This window comes from Pararhodobacter sp. (genome assembly GCF_034676545.1).
In the GTDB taxonomy this organism is placed as follows: Bacteria; Pseudomonadota; Alphaproteobacteria; order Rhodobacterales; family Rhodobacteraceae; genus Pararhodobacter.
On record NZ_JAUCBZ010000015.1, the window covers coordinates 1,467,441 to 1,489,601 of the forward strand.

Genomic DNA, 22,161 nt, shown 5'->3' on the forward strand with positions numbered 1-22,161 from the left:
CTGACAATCCGGACGGAGGAAACACTTATGACATTGACCACACTTATGAAAGCGGCTGTCACGGCGGCGGCATTTGCCATGCCGGGCGCGGCGCTTGCCGATTGGACGCCTGCAGGCCCGATCACCCTGCAAATCGGGTTCGGCGCCGGCGGGTCCACGGATACGCTGGGGCGCGCGATCGCAGCGGCGGTCGAAGAAAATACCGGCTGGGACGTGATCGTCGAAAACCGGCCCGGTGGCGGCGGCATTGCCATGCTGTCAACCTTGATGAACGAAGACCCCGATGGCTTGACGATTGGCATGGGCGTGACGGTCGCGACGGTGATGAACCTGGCAATGCGCGGCGACCAATTGCCGTTCACCATCGAGAGTTTCGACTACCTCGGCACCGTTGTTCTGGCCCCGGTCTCGGTTGTTGCCGTTTCGTCGGCGCCCTATGACACATTTGCGGAATTCATTGACTACAGCATCGAAAACGGTGGTTCGTTGGTCGGATTCGATGGCGGTCCGCAGCGGTTGATCATGCAATCCATCAACAACACGACCGGCAGTCAGGTCGAGCTGGTTTCCCACCAAAGCGGTGCTGAAATCATCACCGGACTGTTGGGCGGGCAACTGGATGCCGGCTTCAGCGCCGGCGAGCATATCCAATATCTGGAATCGGGGGATCTGAAGATGCTTGCGGTCGCCACTCAAGCCCGTCATCCGTATTCGCCCGACACGCAGACGCTGGTCGAGCAGGGCTATCCGTATTCCGTGGAGCCGTATTTCTACCTTGCCGCCCCCGCCGGTCTGGAGCCCGAGGTTCAAGCCGCTTTGGCAGGCGCGATTGCCGATGCGATCCAGTCCGAAGAGCTGGTCGAGCTGATCGAGAATGTCATGCAAACCGAAGCGACCAATCTTGGTCCGGACGGCACCGAGGCCAAATTGACCAGCGGCTTGGGTGATGCGCAGGCCTTGATCGCGGCAGCGGCGGAATAAAACCAGATGCCAGGCCTCAGGGTCTGGCATTTGCCATGGTTGGGAAGAAAATGAGCGCAGAACGTCTCTTTACGGCAATCCTTGTTTTTCTTGGGGCAGGTTTCCTGTTCCTTGTTCTGCCACATCAAGTGGAAACCGTCAGCTATGGGCGGGTGGTTCCGGCGACCGTTCCGACGGTTGCCTTGTGGGTCATCTTTGTCGCGGGCGTCGTGCAGTTTGTCACCAGCCAGGAATTTATCGGACTGCATCTTCTGAACAGCCTGCGCGCCATCGCCGTTGTCGCCATCTTTGTCGCCGCGGTCTGGTTGATGGAGAGGTTCGGCTTCGAGTATTTCGCCCCCGTTTTTGCCCTGGCCATCATGCTCTTCATGGGAGAGCGGCGTTGGTACTGGCTGCTCTTTGCCGGCGTGGCGATGCCTTTGGGGGTCTGGGTTCTCGTCGAAAATGTTCTTAACCGCGTCTTGCCGTAGAGAGACTATCCATGGATTTTGCAACGATCATTGCCGGATTGTCGGACGCGCTGACGCCGCTCAATCTGATGTTCGTTTTCGCGGGCGTGTTCGTCGGTCAATTCGTCGGCGCGATGCCGGGGATCGGGCCGGTCATGGCCATGGCCATCGCAATCCCGTTCACCTTCGCGCTGAACCCGCTGCCCGCCATCGGATTTCTGGTCGGTGTCAACAAAGGCGGCCTGATCGGGGGCGCAATTCCCGCCATTTTGCTCAACACGCCCGGAACCCCGGATGCGGCGGCTACGGCGCTTGACGGCTATCCACTGACCCAAAAGGGCAAGCCCCTCAAAGCCCTGAAAATGGCGCTCTATTCGTCGGTCACGGGCGACACGTTCAGCGATATTGTGCTGATCACCATTGCCGCGCCCTTGGCAATCCTGGCGTTGACACTGGGCCCGGTCGAGATCTTTGCCTTGATGGTCTTTGCGTTTTCGCTGATTTCTGGGTTGATCGGGCGCTCGTTCACCAAAGGGATCATCGCAACGGCGTTTGGCTTGCTGGTCGCCACGGTGGGCCTTGACCCCGAACATTCAACGCCGCGATTCCTGTTCGGCATGTATGAACTTTATGACGGATTTCCTGTCGCCTCTGTCGCCATCGGATCGCTGGCGGTTTCGGAAATCGTGCTGCGCATCGCGCGGATGCGTGGCGACATGCGGCCCGCCGTCAATATCCCGAAGAACCAGACCAAAGACCAAAAATCGGTCAGCTTTGCCGAATATTGGGCCTGTCGCTATGTTCTGTTGCGCGGCTCGCTGATTGGCACCTTTATCGGTGCGGTCCCGGGGATGGGCTCTACCGCCGCCGCCTTCATGAGCTACGCGTCCACCAAACAAGCCGCAAAAGATCCGTCGACCTTTGGCAAGGGCGACTTGCGCGGGGTTGCGGCAACGGAATCATCCAACAGTGCCGTGGCCGGCGCGGATTTCATCCCGCTGCTGACCTTGGGCCTGCCGGGCAGTGCGTCAGCCGCCATCATGATCAGCGCTTTCCTCATTCAGGGCCTCCAGCCGGGGCCCTTGCTGTTCGAGCAGCAGGGGCAATTGGTTTATGGCATTTTCGGCGCGATGATGATGGCGAATGTCTGCAATCTGCTGTGCGGCCTGTTCGGCCTTCGGCTTTGGGCAAAGCTGATCACCGCGCCCGAGTCGGTGATCTTCTCGATCGCCCTCATGCTCTGCGTCACCGGGGTTTATCTGGCGACCGGCGGGGCGTTTGGTGTCTATGTGATGATCCTGTTTGCGGTCATCGGGATCATCATGACGGTGCTGCGCTATCCGCTGGTGGTCTTTATCATCGCGTTCTTCCTTGGGCCGAGGTTCGAGCTGTCACTCGGACAAACCGCGACGATTTTGCGCGGCGACCTGTGGCGCTTGTGGGATCATCCGGTTGCCGTCATTCTGCTGCTGATGTCCGTGTTCTCGGTGTACTGGCTGGGGATCAGAAACCGGGATGCCATGACATGAGACCAGCCGCTGACGTCTAACCCTTCAGGACCAGACATGCCCAAGAAAATTCTGTTCATCATGTGCGATCAACTGCGGTTTGATTACCTGGGGTGTACCGGACATCCCAGCATCAAGACGCCCAACATTGATGCCTTGGCGGCGCGCGGTGTGCGGTTTGACAAGACCTATGTGCAATCGCCGATTTGCGGCCCCAGCCGGATGAGCTTTTACACCGGCCGCTATGTGCACAGCCACGGGTCCTCATGGAACGGCTACCCGTTGCGGGTGGGCGAAATGACGCTGGGCGATCACCTCAGGCCGCTGGGGGTGCGCACGGTTCTGTGCGGCAAGACGCATATGATCGCCGACCTTGCGGGAATGGCGCGGATGGGCATCGACCCCACGTCAGAGACCGGGGCGCTGCTTGCCGAGGGCGGGTTCGAGGTTTGGGACCGCAATGACGGTGTGGTGCCCGATGGCGCGAGGAAACAGCCCAGCCATTATAACCGGTATCTGAATGATCATGGATACGAGGGGCCGAACCCTTGGCACCATGCCGCGAATTCGGGGAAAAGCGACGCGGGCGAGGTGTTGTCAGGGTGGCTGTTGAAACATGCCTCGGAACCGGCGGCGGTCGCCGAGGAGGATTCCGAGACGCCCTATACCACAACCCGCGCCATCGAATTCATGGAGCAGGCCCGCGACGAAAGCTGGTGCCTGCATCTGAGCTATATCAAGCCGCATTGGCCCTATATCGTGCCCGCGCCCTATCACGACATGTACAGCGCGGATGACATCATCCCTGTCAAACGGTCCGACATGGAACGCGACGACCCGCATCCCTTGATGGCGGGGTATTACGGATATCGGTATTCACAGGCCTTCAGCCGCGAGGATGTGCGCCGTGCGGTCATTCCGGCCTATATGGGGCTGATCACGCAGATCGACGACCAGATCGGGCGGCTGATGACCTATTTGTCGGACAGCGGGCAACTGGACGACACGCTGATCGTGTTCACCTCGGATCACGGGGATTATCTGGGCGATCACTGGATGGGCGAAAAGGAGCTGTTCCACGATCAATCGGCGCGCATTCCGTTGATCATCGTCGACCCCAGCGCCAGTGCGGATGCCACGCGCGGGACGGTTGTCACCGACCTGACCGAGGCGATTGACCTTGTGCCGACCTTTGTCGAGTATTTCGGCGGTACGGTGCCGGATCACATTCTGGAGGGGCGCTCATTGCTGCCCGCGGTTCGCGGCGATGCCACCTCGCCGCGCGCCTATGTCATTTCCGAGTATGACTATTCGACGCGCCCGTTCCTGCGCCATCTCAGCCCGAATGCCAAATCCTGCCTGTTGACGATGGTGTTTGACGGGCGCTGGAAAATGATCTGGGTCGAGGGGCACCGCCCGATGCTCTATGATCTGGAGACCGATCCGGACGAGTTTGTTGACCTTGGCACAGATCAGGCATACGCGGCGGAAATCACGCGGCTGTCGGCGGCGATGTTCGCCTGGGCGCGCCGGCAGCACAACCGCGTCACCTTGTCAGACGATAAAATCGACAATGACATGTGCCACGATGACGCCGTTGAGGGTGTGTATCTGGGATTCTGGGACGCGACGGAACTTGACGCTTGGAAGGCGGACAACAAACCTGCAACCGAATGAATGACCACCCTCCAACGCGAATCACACGCGTCGGAGGGTTGCTTTGCGGTATCAGGTGACGGCGCGGCGTTCGTTGAACTCGGGCCGCTTCCATTCAGTGGTTTCCATCACGTCGCGGATATGCGCAACAGCGTCCCAAATATCGACATAGCGGACATAAGGCGCGGCAAAGCCAAAGCGCAGGATGTCCGGCGCGCGGAAATCGCCAACCACACCGCGCGCGATCACCGCCTGCATGATCGCATAGCCGTTTTCATGGGTCAGTGACACCTGACTGCCGCGCGCTTTTGGGTCTTTCGGGCTGGCAAGATTGAACCCCATGCCGCCCAGCTCCTGCTCGGCAAGGGCGATGAACAGATCCCCCAGCGCCATGTTCTTTTGCCGCAAAACGTTCATGTCGACGTCTTCGAACACCTTCAGCGCGGTTTCCAGTGCCAGCGTGGCCAGTTGCGACGCGGTGCCGGTCAGCATCCGGTCGATGCCGGGATGCGGTTTGTAGGTTTGCGTGAAGGCAAAGGGCTCGGCGTGGCCATGCCAACCGGGCAGGGGCTGGTTCATTGCCTCAATGTGACGCTTGGCGACAAACACAAAGGCTGGCGCGCCCGGCCCGCCGTTCAGGTATTTATACCCACAGCCAATCGCGAAATCGGCATTGCAGGCGTTCAGATCGACCGGCAGGGCGCCAGCCGAATGCGCCAGATCCCAGATCGCCAAGCCGCCAAGCTCTTGCACGCGCTTGGTGATGCCCGCCATGTCATAGACGCGGCCGGTCTTGTAATGCACATGCGTCAACTGCACGGCGGCGAGGTTCTCGCCGGCATCCTCAATCGCTTGCTCGACCTCCTCGGGCATGACGCAGCGCAATTCGCAGCCCATGATCTTGGCGGCTTCGGCGTTGATATAGACGTCGGTCGGGAAATTGCCGATTTCCGAGACGATGATCTTGCGATCCTTGCGCATCCGCAGCGCTCCGATCAACACCTTGAACAGGTTCACCGAGGTGGAATCGCACACGATCACCTCATCGGCCCCGGCCCCGATCAAACGGGCAATCGCAGCCGCCGCGCGTTGCGGCGCAGGGTACCAATCGGCATCGTTCCAGCTGCGGATCAGCCCCTGGCCCCATTCCTTGAGAACGGCGCGCTCCAACCGCTCCATCACGCCCAGCGGCAAGGCGCCCAGCGAATTGCCGTCCAGATAAATGTCGCCTTCCGGCAGGGTGAACCGGTCGCGCAGGTGGGCGATGGGATCGGCGCCGTCCATTTTTTCGGTATCGGCGCGGGTGACTTTTTTGAGACTAGCGTTCAATGTTCTGTTCCTGATGCTCAGTGGTTTTGCAAATATTGTCTCGCGCATGTTGCCGTGCCGCTCAAGGCACACAGTCGAAGATTACACGATCTTCGCGGAATGCCACACATGTTTGATGGTCATGTAATTGTCCAAACCCTCGGAGCCACCTTCACGACCATAGCCGCTGGACTTGACGCCGCCAAACGGTGTTTCGGGCATCGAGGCCTCCAGCGTGTTGATCGACAGGTTGCCGACCTCGACCTCGTCAATCATGCGGTCGATATAGTCGGCGCGATTGGTAAAGGCATAACCCGCAAGACCGTAGGGCACGGAATTTGCCGCGGCGATGGCGTCGTCAAGCGTGGCCACGCGGTTGATGACCGCAATCGGGCCAAAGGGCTCTTCTTGCATGATGCGGGCGTCGTCGGGGACGTTCACCAGCACGGTTGGCTGAAAGAAATAACCCTTGTTCCCATGCCGAGCGCCGCCCGTCGCAAGCGTCGCCCCTTTGGCGACTGCGTCCTCGACCAGCGCGGTCAGGGCAGGCACGCGGCGATCATTGGCCAGCGGCCCCATCTCGACACCGGCATCCATGCCATTGCCAACCACGGTTTTCGCCGCCTTCGCGACGAAGGTTTCGGTGAATTCGTCAAAGATCGCGTCATGCACGAAGAACCGCGTCGGCGAGGTGCAAACCTGACCGGCATTGCGCATTTTGCGAATGGCGCCCGAGGTTGCCGCTGCCTGCACGTCGGTATCTTCGCACACGATGACCGGCGCATGGCCGCCCAACTCCATCAGAACCGACGTCATGTTCTCGGAGGCCAGCGTTGTCAGGTGGCGGCCAACAGGCGTCGAGCCGGTAAAGGCCACCAGCCGCACGGCCGGGTGCGGGATCAGGTGAGACGAGATTTCGGCAGGATTGCCAAACACGAGGTTCAGCACACCGGCGGGCAGCCCTGCATCGACAAAGGCGCGCGCGATATGGACGGCCCCGGCAGGCGTTTCTTCGGCAGCCTTCAGGATGATCGAACAACCCGAGGCCAACGCCCCACCGATTTTGCGCGCGGGTTGGCTGACCGGGAAATTCCACGGCGAAAAGGCCGCGACGACGCCGATGGGCAGATGATGGACGGAAAACTTTTGCCCACGCGCGGCAGGAATGACCCGGCCATAGGTGCGCATCGCCTCGCCCGCGTCCCATTCAAAGAACTCGGCACCGCGAATGACCTCCAGACGGGCTTGCTCAAGCGGCTTTCCGTGCTCCAGCGTGATGGATTGGGCGATCTCTTCCTGACGCTCGCGCAACAGGGCCGCAGCCCTCAGGATCGTATCACAGCGCTCTCGCGGCGAGGTCGCACTCCAGACGCGCAGCCCCTGTTCGGCAGCCGCCAACGCATCATCAAGATCGCTGATATCGGCGCATGGCAAGCGGCCAAGTTCTTGTTCTGTCGCTGGGTTGATGACGGCCATGTCACGGCGTGTCGTGCGCCATTCGCCTGCAATAAACAGCTTTAGCTCAGGATACATTGATCTTGCACTCCATAGTTTGTCCGGTCCAGATCATGCAATCTTGGACGTCACTTCAAGTGAATTGAGCGGATACAGATATCATTTTCAAGAATACCAACTGTCAGCGGTCTAGGGCGGCACGGTGCAGCGCGTCCTTGAACGCTTGTCCCGCCGGAGAGAGCGAGTTGTCGCGGCGATACGTCAGGCCAATCGGGCTTTGGCCCAGCGGAACCTCCCAATCCAGCGCCGTGAGATAGCCGTTCTCGACATCTTGCTGCACCACTTCGGCCGGCATCAACCCGATCCAGTCGCTGGTTTGCAACATCGCCCGGTTGGCCAGATACGAGACGGACTCGATCGCGAAAGGGGGCGAATATTGGTCCTGGCTGATAAAGAACTGGTCGATCTGGCGGCGCATGGTGGTTTCAGGCGGCGGCAAGATCCAGCCAAACGGCTTGATCTGATCGAACGGAACCGCCTTGTGTTGTGCCAGGGGGTGTTTGTTGCCAACCACCGCCGTCACGCAGTCGTCAAACAGCTTTTCCTGTTTCAGCTTGTCGCGATGGCGATGTGATGGAAGTCGCCCGACAACCAGGTCGATTTCCCCGGACAGCAGCGCCGGCATCAGGATTTCATTGGTCCCTTCGACGATCTTGATGGCCAGCTTGGGACGCTCGCGCAGCACCATCGCGATTGCCGCGGGCAGGAGTTTTGTCGACGCCGCAAGCAAGGTGCCAACAACCACCCGGCCGCTGTTGCCGTCGTTCAGATCATCCAGCTCTTGCGCGGCGTTCGAGACCTGCGCAAAGATCAATTTGCCATGCCGGATCAGCGTGTCGCCAAAGACCGTGGGAATAACGCCGCGATTGGTGCGGGTGAACAAGGTCACCTCGAAATCAATTTCGAGGTCCTGGATCATCTTGGTCGCGGCGGGTTGCGATATGCCCAATTCACGCGCGGCATTCTGGATGCTGCCATGATTGCCGACCGCAACCAGCAATCGCAGTTGACGCAGTTTCAGCCGCGTCAAGGCACGGTCCACAATCCGTGAGTGTTTGGCGATGATCATGTTTCCCCCTGCTCAGAGCGCACGGCCCCTCGGTTTTTCCCGTTTTCAGGTCTCTATCTTTGGCATGATTCCGATGATACTGAAATTGATAACTTGTTGGTATAAATATTATTGATACCCATTTTGCCCGTTTCAAGTTGGCAAGATCGCCCGAATACGGCCTTCTGAACCGTGAACACACAGGTTTGCCAACACAGGTCCGACCCATGAAATATACCAAACATGACGCCAAAGCCTATGCTCGTGAGAAGTTGACCGGTATTTGGGCTGCGGCCTTGAACCCGTTCAATGATGACTTCTCGCTGAATGAAGCCGGATTGCGGTCGAATATCCGCCACTGGATTGATGATCTGAAGATCAAGGGTCTGTTTGTAGCGGGCAAGCAGGGCGAGTTTTTCTCGATGAGCGTCGAGGAGCGCAAGCGCAGCATTGAAATCTCGGTGGACGAATGCGCGGGCAAGGCGGGGGTCATCGTTTCGGTGTCCGATCAGAACATGGACACGGCGCTGGAGCTGGCCCATTTTGCGCAAGAGGCGGGCGCGGATTTCATCGTGCTTCATGCGCCGGTGTTGAGCTTCGTCCAGAACCGCGGCGAGGTCTTGTATCAATATTACAAGACCTTCTGCGACCAGTTGGATATAGGCATCGCGATGTGGAGCCACCCTGACAGCGGCTATCTGATGGAGCCCGAGGAATGCGCCCGGATCGCCGAATTGCCCAACATCGTCGCGATCAAATACTCGGTCCCGCGTGAGATGTATGTGCGGTTGCACCACATGGTGGGCGACACCATTCAGGTCTCGACCTCCAGCGAAGATGAGTGGCTCGACAACATCGAGGAGCTTGGCTGGCGGCTGTATCTGTGCTCGTCGCCGCCCTACCATCTGCAAACCGCCAAGGATTTGCGGATGCACGAATACACCGAGCTTGCCTTTGCCGGAAAGTTCAAAGAGGCCCGCGAGGTGCGCGATAGCCTCAACCCCGTGCGTGAGGCGATGCGCCTGTCGAAACCGGCTGACAAGCCGACCGCCTTCGGGAAATACTGGCAAGAATTGCTGGGCCAGACGGGGGGGCGCGTGCGCCGTCCGATGCTGGAACTCAGTGACGCGGAAAAAGCGACCATCCGCCACGCGTTCGAAGGATGCGGACTGAAGCTCTGAGCGACAGTGTACGGAATAGCGAAATCGGCTCTGTGATGCCCCGTTTGGTTTTTGCGATGGTGGGTGATGTCACAGAGGGTATCCAAAACAGGAGAGACCCATGTCCAAACTGAAAGCGTTTAACTTCAAAGCCTGGATTGATGAGCATCGTCACCTCTTGAAGCCACCGGTTGGAAACCAGCAGATCTGGGAAGACGCGGATCTGATGGTGACGGTCGTTGGCGGCCCCAACAAGCGTACCGATTACCATGACGATCCGGTCGAGGAATTTTTCTATCAGTTCGAAGGGAACATGGTTCTCAAGATCTACGATGGCGAAGAATTCTACGATGTGCCGATCCGCGAAGGCGAGATTTTCCTGCTGCCGGCCCATGTGCGCCACTCACCGCAGCGCCCCGAAGTGGGGTCGATTGGTCTGGTTGTCGAACCCAAACGCCAAACCGGGGAACTGGACGCAATCGAGTGGTACTGCTTTGAATGCGGGACACGGGTTCACCGCGCCGAAATGCAGCTGACTTCAATCGTGGATGATTTGCCGCCGGTCTATGAGAGGTTCTATAACTCGATTGAGGATAGAACCTGCCCGAACTGCAAGGCGGTTCATCCGGGCAAAGAGCCTCCCGCAGGTTGGGTGAAGATCTAAGACACGCGCGCATGTGATATAAGCCCCAGGTGCCCCGCGCGCCTTGGGGCTGTTCGCCACAGTGGCAGACACGTTCGTGAGGCGGATCACGAGGGCACGCCGGTGGACCAATCGCGCGAGGGCTGAGAGAGCCGACCGGCGGCATTCCTGCGGCGCGGCGATATTTCAGGTGGCGATGCGGGTCGGGGCGGTGCGGGTCGGGGCGGTGCCGGTGGCCCGGCCCCATGCTGTTGAGCGGAGGCGTGGCAAGGGGCTGCCACTTGCGAAAATCGCCGATATCCATCCAAACAACCCCATCCGGCGCGGGTGCGGTTGCGAGAAATGGCAAAATCGACAAGCTGCGGGCTGGCCAGCTTGCGGAGCTACAGGGGATATCTGCGACAGATCTGGCCCAACTTCCGTGCTCTCATTCGGCAAACTGGAGAAGGCCACGTCATGCGACGGGGCCTTCTCCCTCTGCTGTCACGGGAGAGCGTCTTCGCCCCCCCCCTTTTTGCGGTTTCCCAACCCGGCAAAACTTAGAAGCCGATCGGCCAATGGACGATTTCTGACCCGTCGATGAACCGGCTGTGGCGGAACGGTGTGGGGTCGACATGCGGCGTCTCGCCGGTGATCAATTCGGCCATCAACTGCCCCGCCGAGGGCGCGATCCCGAAACCATGCCCCGAAAAGCCCGTGGAGATATAAAAGCCGGGCGTGGCCTCGATCGGCGAGATCGCCGGTATCGCATCGGGGGTGACGTCGATCCACGCGCTCATGCGTTCATTGACCACCATGTCGCGGAACTGCGGAAACAGTTTCTTGATGTTGATCGTCGCCTGATCGAGGATCTTGTGACCCGGCACCGGCCGCATGATGCGATAGGTCTCGAACGGGGTGCGCTGGTCCAGTTTCCAGCCGCCCAGCATCGACGTCTCTTGCCATGTCCGCTTGCCAACCCGGAATTTCATCGCCCGCCATTCGTTTTTCATCGCCGGAAGGTAGTCGCGGAAATAGCGGAAGCTGTCGGGCACGATATCGACCGCGTGCGCCGAGCGCATACCGACGTTATACCCGCCGTCATTGCGCTTGCGATAGCCGAACCCTGCGCCCGAACCACAGCCCTCGGGGCCACCCACGATCGGGCGGGTGCGCATGGTCTGGCTGAGCATTTTCAACTGCGGGATCCTGGCATTCTGGTTGCGTGCAAACAGGCTGGACCAGATGCCGCCCGCCAAAACCACCGACTTGCACTTGATGCGGCCCTTTTCGGTGACCGCCTCGCTGACCCGCCCGCCCTCGGTTTCAAAGCCACGCACGGCGCAGCCCTCGACGATGATCGCGCCCAGTTTGCGCGCGCCTTCGGCGATCTGGCGGGTGGCGAGATGGGGCTCTGCATAGCCGTCTGACGGCGTGTGCAAACCGCCCGCGAAATTGCGCGTATTGCCGGGTGCCAGTTCATTGGCCCGCTGGCGTCCGACAAAATGCGTATCCAGACCAAAGGGTTCCATCGCTTTCAGCCAGGCCTCATACTTGGCCATATCCTGCTCTTTGTCGCAGTAATAGGTGATGCCCCGACGCCGGAAACCCGGATCGGCGCCGATCACGCCCGGCAAGTCATCCCACAATTTCATCGCATGGATCATCATCGGCATTTCGCGCACGTCTCGACCCATCTTGCGCACCCAGCCCCAGTTGCGGCTTGATTGCTCCTCGCCGAGCGAGCCCTTTTCGAACAGGACCACCGGGATGCCGCGCTTGGCCAATTCCAGCGCGGTGCACGCGCCGATGATCCCGCCGCCGACGATGACGACCTCGGTTTCGGTGGGGATGACGTCGAAAAGGGATGCAGTCTGACGGGGGCTGTTCATGGTCTATCCTGATGTTGTCATAGGGGGACGGTCTTGCCGTCGTGTTTGGCGGTGTGACCCTTGGGTCGCGCGTCGAGGCGTTCGACCTCATCAAGGACGAACTGATGAAAAGCGCGGGCAGCGACCGACAGGCAGGCTTCGTCGGCAATCATGCCGATGGTGATCGGGATCGCCGGAAGGAAGGGCCGAAACACCAAGGCCGGATCGCGGCGCAGATGCGGGGAAAACGCGCTGACGATGGACACGCCCAACCCTGCGGCCACCAGATTGCACACCGCTTCGTGTGTCGTGGCCTCGGTCAGTAACTGGCGCTCGATGCCGGCCCGGTCAAACAGTGAGTCGATCTCGAAGCGGAACGGCGTGCCGCGTGGAAAGCTGACAAACGGCTGATCCGCCAGATCCGCCGCCTTGATCAACTCGCGCCCGGCAAACGGATGATCCACCGGGAAAACACAAAGGGCGGGGCGGGTGATCAACGGGCGCACATCGACCGACGCCAGCGCAATCGGCAGGGTCACGACGCCGATATCTGCCCGGCCAGACCCCACCCATTCGGCGATGCGGTCTTGCGAGCGGCCATCAAGGCTGATCGCGATATCCGGATACCGTTGACGAAAGCGCGCGATGACATCGGGCAGCATGCCATTCGCATAGAGGCCCATTGCGGCGATCGAGATCGAACCGCTGGTAACACTGCGAATTGCCTGAACTTCCTGGTTCAGTTCCTCAAGCCCCGTGAACAGTTTTTCGACCTGCTGAAACAGGCGGCGCGCGTCCTCGGTCGGTTCCGCGCCGCCCCGTTGACGGCGAAACAGCTTGAATCCGACGGCATCCTGGAAATCGGCCATGAGTCGGCTGACGGCGGGTTGCGAAACGCCCAGAAGCTCGGCGGCCTTGGTCATGCTGCCCAGCGTGATGACCGCCCGAAATGCCTCTATCTGTCTGATATTAAAGCGTTTCATCACTGTTTTCCTTTGCCGGAATACACTTGGCAGCCTCGATACAGCAAAGCCTGTGTCCCGTCATGAATCGATCTTGATGGGTCAAACCGGTTTGCTCTCATAACTTCAGACATAATATTGGGCGCGTCAATAACTATCTTGACGCGTTAAATGTTATGTTTTAGCGTTCCTGCTATTCGGGTCCAGCAGGTGGGATGATTTCAGATGAAACGACCGCTCAATGCCTCGCACTGGGGTGCATTCCGGGCCGAAGTCGTGGGCGGCGCGGTGCAACGGATTGTTCCGTTCGAGCATGATCCAAGGCCCAGCCCCCTGAATGACGTTTGGCCGGAAATGCTGACAACGGATCTGCGCGTGGCGCGTCCATCAGTCCGCAAAGGGTGGCTGGAGGGCGACAGGGGTGCGGGTCGCGGTCAGGACAGTTACGTTGAAATTGACTGGCCCGAGGCGCTCGATCTGGTCGCCCGCGAGATTGGCCGCATTCGCGCCGCGCATGGCAATCAGGCGTTGTTTGCCGGGTCCTATGGCTGGTCCAGCGCCGGGCGGTTGCATCATGCGCGCACGTTGATCCGCCGGTTCTTCGGGTCGATCGGGGGCTTTGTCGATCAGGAAACCAACTACAGCTACGGCGCGGCAATGGCATTCCTGCCCCGCATTCTGGGCGTGCAGGACGCAATTGGCGCAACGGTGACAAGCCTCGAGACGGTGCGCGAGCACTGCGACGTGTTCCTGGCGTTCGGCGGCATCCCGGCCAAGAATTGGGAAATACAGGCGGGCGGCGTCGGTGAGCACCGGTTCGAGACCTTCATGTCGGGCGTCACCGACAGGGTTCGCACGCTCAATATCTCGCCGTGGCGCAAGGATGTCGAAGACAGCTACGGCGTCGAATGGCTGCCGATCCGGCCGAATACCGACGCGGCGCTGATCATGGCGCTGACGCAACAGATCGTCGCCGAGGGGCAGGCCGATCAGGCGTTTCTGGACCGTTATGTGCATGGCGCGGATCGCTATTTCGACTATCTGATGGGGCGCAGCGACGGCGTGGTGAAGTCGCCCGACTGGGCGGAAAACATCACCGGCATCCCGGCGCAGGCGATCCGCGATCTGGCGGCGGACTTGCCCGGCAAGCGGGTCATGGTCAGCCTGACCTGGAGTCTGCAACGCGCCCGCCATGGCGAGCAGCCCTATTGGGCCGCGATTGCCTTGGCGGCGGCGCTGGGGCAGATCGGCCTGCCGGGTGGCGGGTTTGCCTTTGGCTATGGCTCATCGAATGGCATGGGCAACCCCGATTTCCGCACGCCGTTGTTCGGCCTGCCAATCAGCGAGAATGCGACGGGGCAGGCGATTCCCGTGGCCCGCATCGCCGATATGCTGCTGAACCCCGGCGCGCCCTATCGCTATGACGGTGCGGACCGCACCTATCCGGACATCAAGCTGGTGTATTGGGCGGGCGGCAATCCGTTCCATCATCACCAAGACCTGAACCGGCTGCGCGCGGCGTTCCGCCGCCCTGAGACTGTCATCGTCAACGAATGCTATTGGACCGCCACTGCGCGCCACGCTGATATCGTGTTGCCGGCGACCGTGACCTTGGAGCGGGACGACATCGGCGGGGCCTCGCGCGATCGCTACCTGCTGGCGATGCATAAGCTGGTTGAACCCGCGGGCGAGGCGCGCAACGATTATGCGATTTTTGCCGATCTCGCCGAACGCCTCGGCGACCGTGACGCCTTTACCGAGGGCCGGACCGAGGCAGACTGGCTGCAAGTGGCCTGGCAGGAGATCAGCGCAAGACTGGCGAAACGCGGCATCAATCCGCCCGAATTCAACGAGTTCTGGGATGACGGTTATTTCGAGATGCCGACACCGCAGGATGAATACACGATGTTCGCCGACTACCGCGCCGACCCGCTGGCGCATCGGTTGGGCACGCCATCCGGCAAGATCGAGATTTTCAGCAACGGTGTGGCGGGTGAATTGGGCCAACTCGGCCACCCGGTCTGGCTGGACCCCGAAGAATGGCTGGGTGCCGCACAGACCAAAGTCTGGCCGCTGCACCTGCTGACGCCGCAACCGGACCGCAAGCTGCATGGCCAGATGGACAGTTCCACGTTTGTGCAAGCGGGAAAGATACACGGCCGCGAACGGCTGACCCTGCACCCTGACGACGCCGCCGAACGCGGCATCACCGACGGCCAACCCGTACGCGTTTTCAACAGCCGAGGCGCGTGTTTCGCGGTTGCAAAGCTGGATGACGCCGTGGTGCCGGGCGTGGCATTGCTGCCGACCGGCTCGACCTACGATCCCGATGGCCAGACGGATCGCGGCAGCAATCCCAACGTGTTGACCCGCGATATCGGCACCTCGGATCTGGGCCAGGGGTGTGCCGCGCAATCCTGTCTGGTGCAGGTCGAACGTTTTGACGGGCGTCTGCCCGACCTGCGCGTCAACCAGCCGCCCGTTTTCACCGCAAACCCACTTTGAAGGATTCACCCGTGAGCATTGCCTTTGACCATTTCGTTCTGCTGGTAAACGACCTTGACGCCGCCGCGCGAGACTTTGAGGCGCTGGGCTTCACCGTGCTGGAGCGCGCGGATACCAGCCACGGCACGACGATCTTCAAATTCGTGTCGTTCGCGGATGGGTCGTATATCTTGCTGACCGCGTTCACCAGCGATGAGGGGCGCAAGGGGCACCGTCTGGGCACCGTGCTGGACGCGGGCGAAGGATGGGCGGATTATTCCTTTGTCGTGCCTGACGCCACGGCTGCCGGAACCGCGCTGGTTTCCGCCGGTTTTGCGGCACGGGGGCCGGTTTCGGTGTCGAACGTCTTGGCGGGCGGCGAGAAATGGGGACTCGATCTGTTGATGACCGGGCGCGGCGCAGGGGGAGACGCGGCGCTGCCGTTCCTGATCTCGGATGTCGAGGGGCGCGGCCACCGTATCCCCGGCCCGTCCACACACGCCAACGGCGCCACTGGCATCGCCAGCGTCACGGTGTCCAGCGCCAACCCGCGCCGCGTCGCGGATACGCTGGTGGCGATCGGCGGCAAGGACGTCGCAACCCCGCATGCCATTCGCGTGCATTTCGGTGCCGAATTCGTTGAAATCCTGACACTGGAGGCGGCACCGAATGGCCGCCCCGGCGGTGGGATCGTCAGCGTCACGCTCAAGGGCGGCGCGGCGGGGCAGGCGCTGGATCTGACCCTCGCGCATAACGCGCCAATGGTATTCAGCGAGGGGCAGGCATGATCACCACAGACAAGACCGCCCGGCAGATCTATCACGAATGGCAAGCCGCGCCCCGCGTGCCGCCGCGCGGCATGGGTGATCGCGTGGCCTTGCTCAACGTTGATGTGCAGCGCCGTTACACCGATACGGAGAGCTTCCCCTCGGCCTATGCCGGCCACCCGCGCCAGTTCGAGGCGATCAACGCGCTGGCCACGGCGGTGCGCGCCAACGGGATGCCGGTGATCTGGACCTATGTCGCCTATCTGCCCTCGGGCGTCGATGCGGGCTGGTGGAGCAAGCTGTCCGACAATCCGATGTCGATCCACAAGGTCGGCCACGACTCGCCGCAGGCCGAAATCGACCCGCGTGTGGTGGTCAAAGACAGCGATCTGAAATTGCACAAGCGCATGGCCTCGGCCTTTTTCGAGACGCATCTGCTATCCTATCTCATCTGGCACCACATCGACACGCTGATCGTGACCGGGGGCGCGACCTCGGGCTGCGTACGCGGCACGGTTGTGGACGCGATGTCCCACGGCTACCGGGTGATCGTGCCCGAGGAAACCGTCACCGACCGCGAGGAATCGGCGCATTACGCCAGCCTCTATGACATTGCCTTCAAATACGGCGACGTGAAGCCCGTTGATGACGTGCTGGCCGAACTGTCCAAAAGGGGAACCGCATGACCCGTCTGTCCGATCCGAAAAGCTATGACTACGCGCCGTATCAGAACCGGCCCAAGATCACCTGGCCCGGTGGCGCGCGCGTCGCGTTCTGGGTCGCGCCGAACATCGAGTTTTACGAACTCGCACCGCCGCCCAGCCCGACCCGCACCGTCTGGTATCGGCCCGAGCCCGACGTGATCAACTATTCCATGCGCGATTATGGCAACCGCGTCGGCTTTCACCGCATGGCCGATGTGATGGCGAAATACGGCGTGCGCGGCTCTGTTTCGCTGAACGTCGCGGTCTGCGACCATTTCCCCGAGATCATCGAACGCTGCTGCGAACTGGAATGGGAGCTGTTCAGCCACGGCGTCTACAATACCCGCTATCTCTACAACATGACCGAGGACCAGCAGCGCGAGATCATCCGCGACTGCCGCGAAACGATCCTGCGCGCGTCGGGGCAATCGCTGGACGGCTGGCTCTCGCCGGCCATTTCCAACGGCGAGACCACGCAGGATTTGCTGGCCGAGGAAGGCATCAAATACACGCTGGACCTGTTCCATGACGACCAGCCGATGCCGGTGCGGACTCGGTCCAGCAACCGGCTGGTCAGTGTGCCCTACATGATGGAATGCAACGACGTGCCGGTGCTGAACTTCAAGAACATCTCGCCGCGCAACTATCTGCAGATCATCAAGGATCATTTCGATCAGCTTTACGAGGAAGGCGCCGACAGCGGCACCGTGATGTGCATTCCGCTGCACCCCTATCTGATCGGCCAACCGCACCGGCTGTCGATCCTGGACGAGGCGCTGGCCTATGTCACCAAACATGACGATGTGTGGCTGGCGACGGGCCGCGAGATTGCGGCGCATTTCGAGGCCAATCATTATGACCAGTTCACCGACTGGATGAAGCCCTTCAACGCTGAGGTGGTGGCATGAGCGTGATTACCAAGGACTATTTCGACTATCCACAGCGCGGCAAGGGCTTGGATCACGACCGGTTCGACCGCCGTTATCTGCGGGATCTGCCAAAGGCGAATTGGCCCGATGGTCAGCGCCTGAAGATCTGGGTGACCGTGCATTTCGAGCACTTCCCGATGGACATGCCCGCCAAACCCTTTGTCGCGCCCGGCGGCATGGACCGGCCCTATCCCAGCGTCTGGGACTATTCGACCCGCGATTACGGCAACCGGGTCGGCGCGTTCCGGCTGTTCAAGGTGCTCGACAAACACAGCATTCGCGCCACGGCGGCGATGAATTCCGCAGTTGCGGCGCGCTATCCCTATCTGGTGCAGGAAATCCTGCGCCGGAAGTGGGAGATCGCGGCGGCGGGTGTCGATATGGGCAAGCTGCATCATGGCGATCTGGATCGCGCGACCGAGGAAGCCTTGGTGGCCGAGTCCTTTGGCACCCTGCGCAAACTGACAGGGCAGGACGTGACCGGCTGGCATTCGCCCGCGCATTCGCAATCGGCGGATACGCCTGATTTGGTGGCGGCGCAGGGTGGCAAGTATCTGGCCGACTGGATCAACGACGACATGCCCTATGCCTTCCGTACCGCGGCGGGCGAGGTCACGCAGATGCCGCTGTCCTGGGACCTGTCGGATCACAAGATCCTGTTCACCCAGAACATGCCGATCACCGATTACGAATGGCAGATCAACGCGGCCTTTGATGCGCTTTTGGCCGAAAGCCAGGAGCGCGGCGCGCGGGTGCTGTCGCTGTCGCTGTCGCCGTGGATCATCGCGCAACCCAGCCGGATCAGGGCGTTGGATCGCCTGCTGACCCGGTTCACCAAGACCGAGGGCGTCGGGGCGGCAACCGGTGACGACCTGCGCCGGGCATGGTTGGAGATGCAAGGCTGATGGCGGTTCCGGGGTCAGGGCAGGGGCTGAACTGGCTGTCCGCGTCCGAGGCCGCGCGGCAGATCGCACGCGGCCAGATCACCGCGCGCGATCTGGTTCAGGCGGTTATCGACCGGATCGCGGCGCGTGATGACGTGGTGCGGGCGTGGTCTTGGTTTGACCCCGACCGCGCGCTTGCGCTCGCTGATGCGGCCGACGCCGTACCCATGAACCAGCGCGGCCCGCTGCACGGGGTGCCGGTGGGGATCAAGGATATCCTGTTCACCAAGGACATGCCGACGCAGTTCAACTCGCCGCATTTTCAGGGCCATTTCCCGAACATTGACGCGGCCTGCGTGGCGCTGCTGCGGGATGCCGGGGCGCTGATCCTGGGCAAGAACGACACGGTGGAGTTTGCCGTGAACGGAAAGCGCGCGGCCACCCGAAATCCGCATGATCCCAGCCGCACACCGGGGGGCTCGTCCAGCGGCTCCGCGGCGGCGGTGGCGGATGGTCAGGTGCCGCTGTCAATTGGCACGCAGACCGGTGGCTCGGTCATTCGCCCGGCGTCTTATTGCGGGGTCTGGGCGATCAAGCCAACGTGGAACGCGGTTTCGCATGAGGGCTTCAAGGTTTGCGCCGCCAGTTTTGACACGCTGGGTTGGTACGGACGTACGGCCGACGATCTCGATCTGTTGGCCGATGTTTTTGGTCTTCACGATGATGCCGCACCGATGATCGAGAGCCTCGCGGGGCTGCGCATCGCGGTGTGCCGCACGCCTGCCTGGCCGCAGGCCGAAAACGCGACCCTTGAGGCGATGACCACCACCATCGCCGAACTCAGGGCTGCCGGGGCGCAGGTGAGTGACCTTGAAATGCCCGCTGCCTTTGACGGGCTGCCCGATGCGCACAAGATGATCATGCAAAGCGAGATGCGCAGCGCTTTCCTGCCCGAGCAGCGCCGCTTTGGCGATGCGCTCTATCCTGAACTGGTCGGCATCTTGCGCAATGATGCCGCACAGACGCGCAAGGATCTGGTGGCGGCGCAGAATTTGGCGGCGCAGTGCCGCGCTGTGTTTGATGAATTGGCCGCACCCTTCGATGCGGTCCTGACGCCAAGCACGGCGGGCACCGCCCCACTTGGCCCGGATAACACCGGCGCGGCGACCTTCAATCGCATCTGGACCTTGTTGCATATGCCTTGCGTCAACATCCCCGGACTGGTCGCGAAAGATGGCTTGCCGATCGGCGTCACGCTGACCGGCCCACGGTTCACGGATCGACGTCTGATTGCTGTCGCCGGGCGAATCGGTGCGGCGCTGGAAGGCGCTCGGATGGGCTGACACTTATGGCCCGCAGAACGCTATAAGTGTCCGACATATGCCAGTATGCCTCTAGGGCGAGTTCCGAGGCGCTTTTGTGGAAATGGCAACAAAAATAGGCATAATTGGTCAGTATCTGTCGAAATATCATTGACTGAAGAAGGTTTTCCATGCCTACTATGTCGGACATTAATTCGAGATCAGGTGACGGGTTCTTCCTGTGTCGACGTTCCGAAGCGATAGCTGGAGGCGTTGGGTCTGGTCTCTCGGTACTGGCGTGCGGCGCAAAACCCGTGGCGCGTCAACGTTAAGGCACTGTCAATGCTCACTCGCGCAAGGCGCGCGATCCAACCGGAGGTCGGTTATGATCCAGAAATTCTTCAACGTCGGACGACGCTCATTCCTCGCTGGTCTGGCCGCCAGCACGGCGCTGCCGCTTGTTGCCATGCCGGGCCGCGCATTGGCGCAAGAGCCACGCGCCGGCGGCACGCTGCGCACGCCGGCATGGCCCGCGCCCAGCATCCTGAACTCGGCGATCTCGACCGCCGGCCCCGAAACCTTCATTGGTCCGAAATTCTTCGACGGGTTGCTGGGCTATGACTTTGGCATGGTTCCAAAGCCATCGCTGGCAACCTCCTGGGAGATGTCCGAGGACGGCAAGCGCGTGACCTTCAATCTGCGCGAAGGCGTGAAATGGCATGACGGCGCTGACTTCACCTCGCATGACGTGGCGTTTACCTTCCTGCAGGTGCTCAAGGTGATGCACGGTCGCGGACGCACAACCTTTGGCGGCTTGCTGGATGTCGAAACCCCCGATCCGCTGACCGCAATTTTCGTGCTGGAGCGGGCAGAACCCGGCGATGATGCGCGCCCTCGACAGCCGCGAAAGCCCGATCCTGCCCGCCCATATCTATGAGGGCACCGATATTCAGGCGAACCCGGCCAATACCAACCCGGTTGGCACCGGGCCGTTCAAGCTGGCCGAGTATGAAGTCGGCTCGTATATCGTGATGGAAAAGAACCCCGATTACTGGGACACGGGCTTCCCGCTGCTTGACCAGATCGTGATCCAGTTCGTCCCCGATGCCGCAACCCGCGCCGCGATGCTCGAGTCCGGTCAGGCCGATGCCGTATTCCTGAACATGATTCCGGCGCAGGAAATCGTCCGGCTGAATGCACTGCCCGATTTCGAGATGGATACCCGCGGTTTCGAGGCGATGCCAAGCGCCCAGCAGATGGATTTCAACCTCGACAACCCGATCCTGGCCAATGTGACAGTGCGCCACGCGATTGCGCATGCGATCGACCCCGAGTGGATCACGCAGAACGTCTGGTACGGTCTGGGCACGGCGGGCAAAACGCCACTGCATGTCGATCAGCGCGAATACTACACCACCGAGGGCGTGCCTGAATATCCGTATGATCTGGACCGCGCGAATGCGCTGCTGGACGAAGCCGGGCACCCGCGCGGCGCGGATGGGATGCGTTTCTCGCTGATGCTGGACCCCTCGCCTTGGGGCACGGAATCGATCACCGCGGCCGCCTATGTGCGCGAGCAACTGCGTCAGGTCGGGATTGATGTCACGGTCCGTACGCAGGACTTCGGCGTGTTTGTGACCACCGTCTGGACCGACCGCGCGCATGACCTGGTGCTGTATACCGTGAACCTTGGCGTTGACCCGACCATCGGCACGCAGCGCTTCTATTGGTCGCAAAGCTATCTGCCGGGATCTGCCTTTACCAACGGGGCGCATTACATGAACCCCGAAGTGGACGCCCTGCTGGAAGCCGCGCAAATCGAGACCAATGCCGAGGCACGGCGTGAGCAATACGCCGAATTCCAGCGGATCGTGATGCGCGACTTGCCGGTGATGCCGATCACCAATATCGCCGGTGCGAATATCGCCAATGTGAAGGTGCATGATCACACCGTCGATGCCCTGGGTGTTCTGAGCGGCTTCTCTCGCTTGTGGATTGATGCATGACCAACC

The 22,161-nt window shown here is 61.0% G+C and carries 19 protein-coding genes; 14 read left to right on the forward strand and 5 right to left on the reverse strand.

The annotated features are described in order from the left end of the window. Nucleotides 1–27: 27 nt before the first annotated feature. From VDQ28_RS10635 to VDQ28_RS10650, 4 genes are read left to right on the forward strand one after another with little or no spacing between them, the layout of a single operon-like run. Complete coding sequence (locus tag VDQ28_RS10635) at nucleotides 28–981, forward strand: tripartite tricarboxylate transporter substrate binding protein (protein WP_323035909.1); 954 nt, start codon at nucleotides 28–30, stop codon at nucleotides 979–981. A 50-nt stretch (nucleotides 982–1,031) separates the two neighbouring features. Continuing rightward, the gene (locus tag VDQ28_RS10640; RefSeq protein ID WP_323035910.1) at nucleotides 1,032–1,451 is read left to right on the forward strand and encodes a tripartite tricarboxylate transporter TctB family protein; all 420 of its coding nucleotides are present in this window, start codon (nucleotides 1,032–1,034) and stop codon (nucleotides 1,449–1,451) included. Between the two features lie 11 nt (nucleotides 1,452–1,462). Next, nucleotides 1,463–2,959 carry a tripartite tricarboxylate transporter permease gene (locus VDQ28_RS10645; RefSeq protein WP_323035911.1) on the forward strand — a complete coding sequence of 499 codons (1,497 nt, stop codon included), beginning with the start codon at nucleotides 1,463–1,465 and terminating at the stop codon, nucleotides 2,957–2,959. A gap of 36 nt (nucleotides 2,960–2,995) precedes the next feature. Then, nucleotides 2,996–4,615, forward strand: a complete 1,620-nt coding sequence (locus VDQ28_RS10650; RefSeq protein ID WP_323035912.1) for an alkaline phosphatase family protein — start codon at nucleotides 2,996–2,998, stop codon at nucleotides 4,613–4,615. A gap of 51 nt (nucleotides 4,616–4,666) precedes the next feature. Here VDQ28_RS10650 and kynU read toward each other — a convergent pair whose 3' ends face one another. The 3 genes from kynU to VDQ28_RS10665 form a co-directional block, all read right to left on the reverse strand. Then, entirely contained in the window at nucleotides 4,667–5,923 is a 1,257-nt protein-coding gene (kynU, locus tag VDQ28_RS10655) for a kynureninase (protein WP_323035913.1), read from the reverse strand. A gap of 81 nt (nucleotides 5,924–6,004) precedes the next feature. Beyond that, entirely contained in the window at nucleotides 6,005–7,435 is a 1,431-nt protein-coding gene (locus tag VDQ28_RS10660) for an NAD-dependent succinate-semialdehyde dehydrogenase (RefSeq protein WP_323035914.1), read from the reverse strand. A gap of 103 nt (nucleotides 7,436–7,538) precedes the next feature. Continuing rightward, nucleotides 7,539–8,486: a LysR substrate-binding domain-containing protein gene (locus VDQ28_RS10665; RefSeq protein ID WP_323035915.1), complete on the reverse strand. Its 948-nt coding sequence runs from the start codon at nucleotides 8,484–8,486 to the stop codon at nucleotides 7,539–7,541. Nucleotides 8,487–8,692: 206 nt separating this feature from the next. Between VDQ28_RS10665 and VDQ28_RS10670 the strand changes: the two genes are divergently transcribed. Continuing rightward, nucleotides 8,693–9,646: a dihydrodipicolinate synthase family protein gene (locus VDQ28_RS10670; RefSeq protein WP_323035916.1), complete on the forward strand. Its 954-nt coding sequence runs from the start codon at nucleotides 8,693–8,695 to the stop codon at nucleotides 9,644–9,646. A gap of 100 nt (nucleotides 9,647–9,746) precedes the next feature. Beyond that, the gene (locus VDQ28_RS10675; RefSeq protein ID WP_323035917.1) at nucleotides 9,747–10,289 is read left to right on the forward strand and encodes a 3-hydroxyanthranilate 3,4-dioxygenase; all 543 of its coding nucleotides are present in this window, start codon (nucleotides 9,747–9,749) and stop codon (nucleotides 10,287–10,289) included. Nucleotides 10,290–10,807: 518 nt separating this feature from the next. Here the strand turns inward: VDQ28_RS10675 and VDQ28_RS10680 are convergent. Beyond that, complete coding sequence (locus VDQ28_RS10680) at nucleotides 10,808–12,139, reverse strand: FAD-binding oxidoreductase (protein ID WP_323035918.1); 1,332 nt, start codon at nucleotides 12,137–12,139, stop codon at nucleotides 10,808–10,810. 17 nt (nucleotides 12,140–12,156) lie between these two features. Beyond that, complete coding sequence (locus tag VDQ28_RS10685; protein WP_323035919.1) at nucleotides 12,157–13,101, reverse strand: LysR substrate-binding domain-containing protein; 945 nt, start codon at nucleotides 13,099–13,101, stop codon at nucleotides 12,157–12,159. A gap of 204 nt (nucleotides 13,102–13,305) precedes the next feature. Here VDQ28_RS10685 and VDQ28_RS10690 point away from each other — a divergent pair, with 204 nt between their 5' ends. From VDQ28_RS10690 to VDQ28_RS10725, 8 genes are all read left to right on the forward strand, one after another. Then, nucleotides 13,306–15,585 carry a molybdopterin-dependent oxidoreductase gene (locus VDQ28_RS10690; protein WP_323035920.1) on the forward strand — a complete coding sequence of 760 codons (2,280 nt, stop codon included), beginning with the start codon at nucleotides 13,306–13,308 and terminating at the stop codon, nucleotides 15,583–15,585. A gap of 11 nt (nucleotides 15,586–15,596) precedes the next feature. Beyond that, the gene (locus VDQ28_RS10695) at nucleotides 15,597–16,352 is read left to right on the forward strand and encodes a VOC family protein (protein ID WP_323035921.1); all 756 of its coding nucleotides are present in this window, start codon (nucleotides 15,597–15,599) and stop codon (nucleotides 16,350–16,352) included. Further along, nucleotides 16,349–17,017 (forward strand): isochorismatase family protein, encoded by a 669-nt coding sequence (locus VDQ28_RS10700; RefSeq protein ID WP_323035922.1) that lies wholly within the window; start codon nucleotides 16,349–16,351, stop codon nucleotides 17,015–17,017. The genes VDQ28_RS10695 and VDQ28_RS10700 overlap by 4 nt, the downstream gene beginning before the upstream one ends. Continuing rightward, the gene (locus VDQ28_RS10705; protein WP_323035923.1) at nucleotides 17,014–17,943 is read left to right on the forward strand and encodes a polysaccharide deacetylase family protein; all 930 of its coding nucleotides are present in this window, start codon (nucleotides 17,014–17,016) and stop codon (nucleotides 17,941–17,943) included. The genes VDQ28_RS10700 and VDQ28_RS10705 overlap by 4 nt, the downstream gene beginning before the upstream one ends. Continuing rightward, nucleotides 17,940–18,869, forward strand: a complete 930-nt coding sequence (locus tag VDQ28_RS10710; protein ID WP_323035924.1) for a polysaccharide deacetylase family protein — start codon at nucleotides 17,940–17,942, stop codon at nucleotides 18,867–18,869. Before VDQ28_RS10705 ends, VDQ28_RS10710 begins: the two co-directional genes overlap by 4 nt. After that, nucleotides 18,848–20,191 carry an amidase gene (locus VDQ28_RS10715; RefSeq protein WP_323035925.1) on the forward strand — a complete coding sequence of 448 codons (1,344 nt, stop codon included), beginning with the start codon at nucleotides 18,848–18,850 and terminating at the stop codon, nucleotides 20,189–20,191. Before VDQ28_RS10710 ends, VDQ28_RS10715 begins: the two co-directional genes overlap by 22 nt. 343 nt (nucleotides 20,192–20,534) lie before the next feature. After that, nucleotides 20,535–21,086, forward strand: a complete 552-nt coding sequence (locus tag VDQ28_RS10720; protein ID WP_323035926.1) for an ABC transporter substrate-binding protein — start codon at nucleotides 20,535–20,537, stop codon at nucleotides 21,084–21,086. Further along, complete coding sequence (locus tag VDQ28_RS10725; RefSeq protein WP_323035927.1) at nucleotides 21,031–22,155, forward strand: ABC transporter substrate-binding protein; 1,125 nt, start codon at nucleotides 21,031–21,033, stop codon at nucleotides 22,153–22,155. Before VDQ28_RS10720 ends, VDQ28_RS10725 begins: the two co-directional genes overlap by 56 nt. The last annotated feature ends 6 nt before the right edge of the window (nucleotides 22,156–22,161 follow it).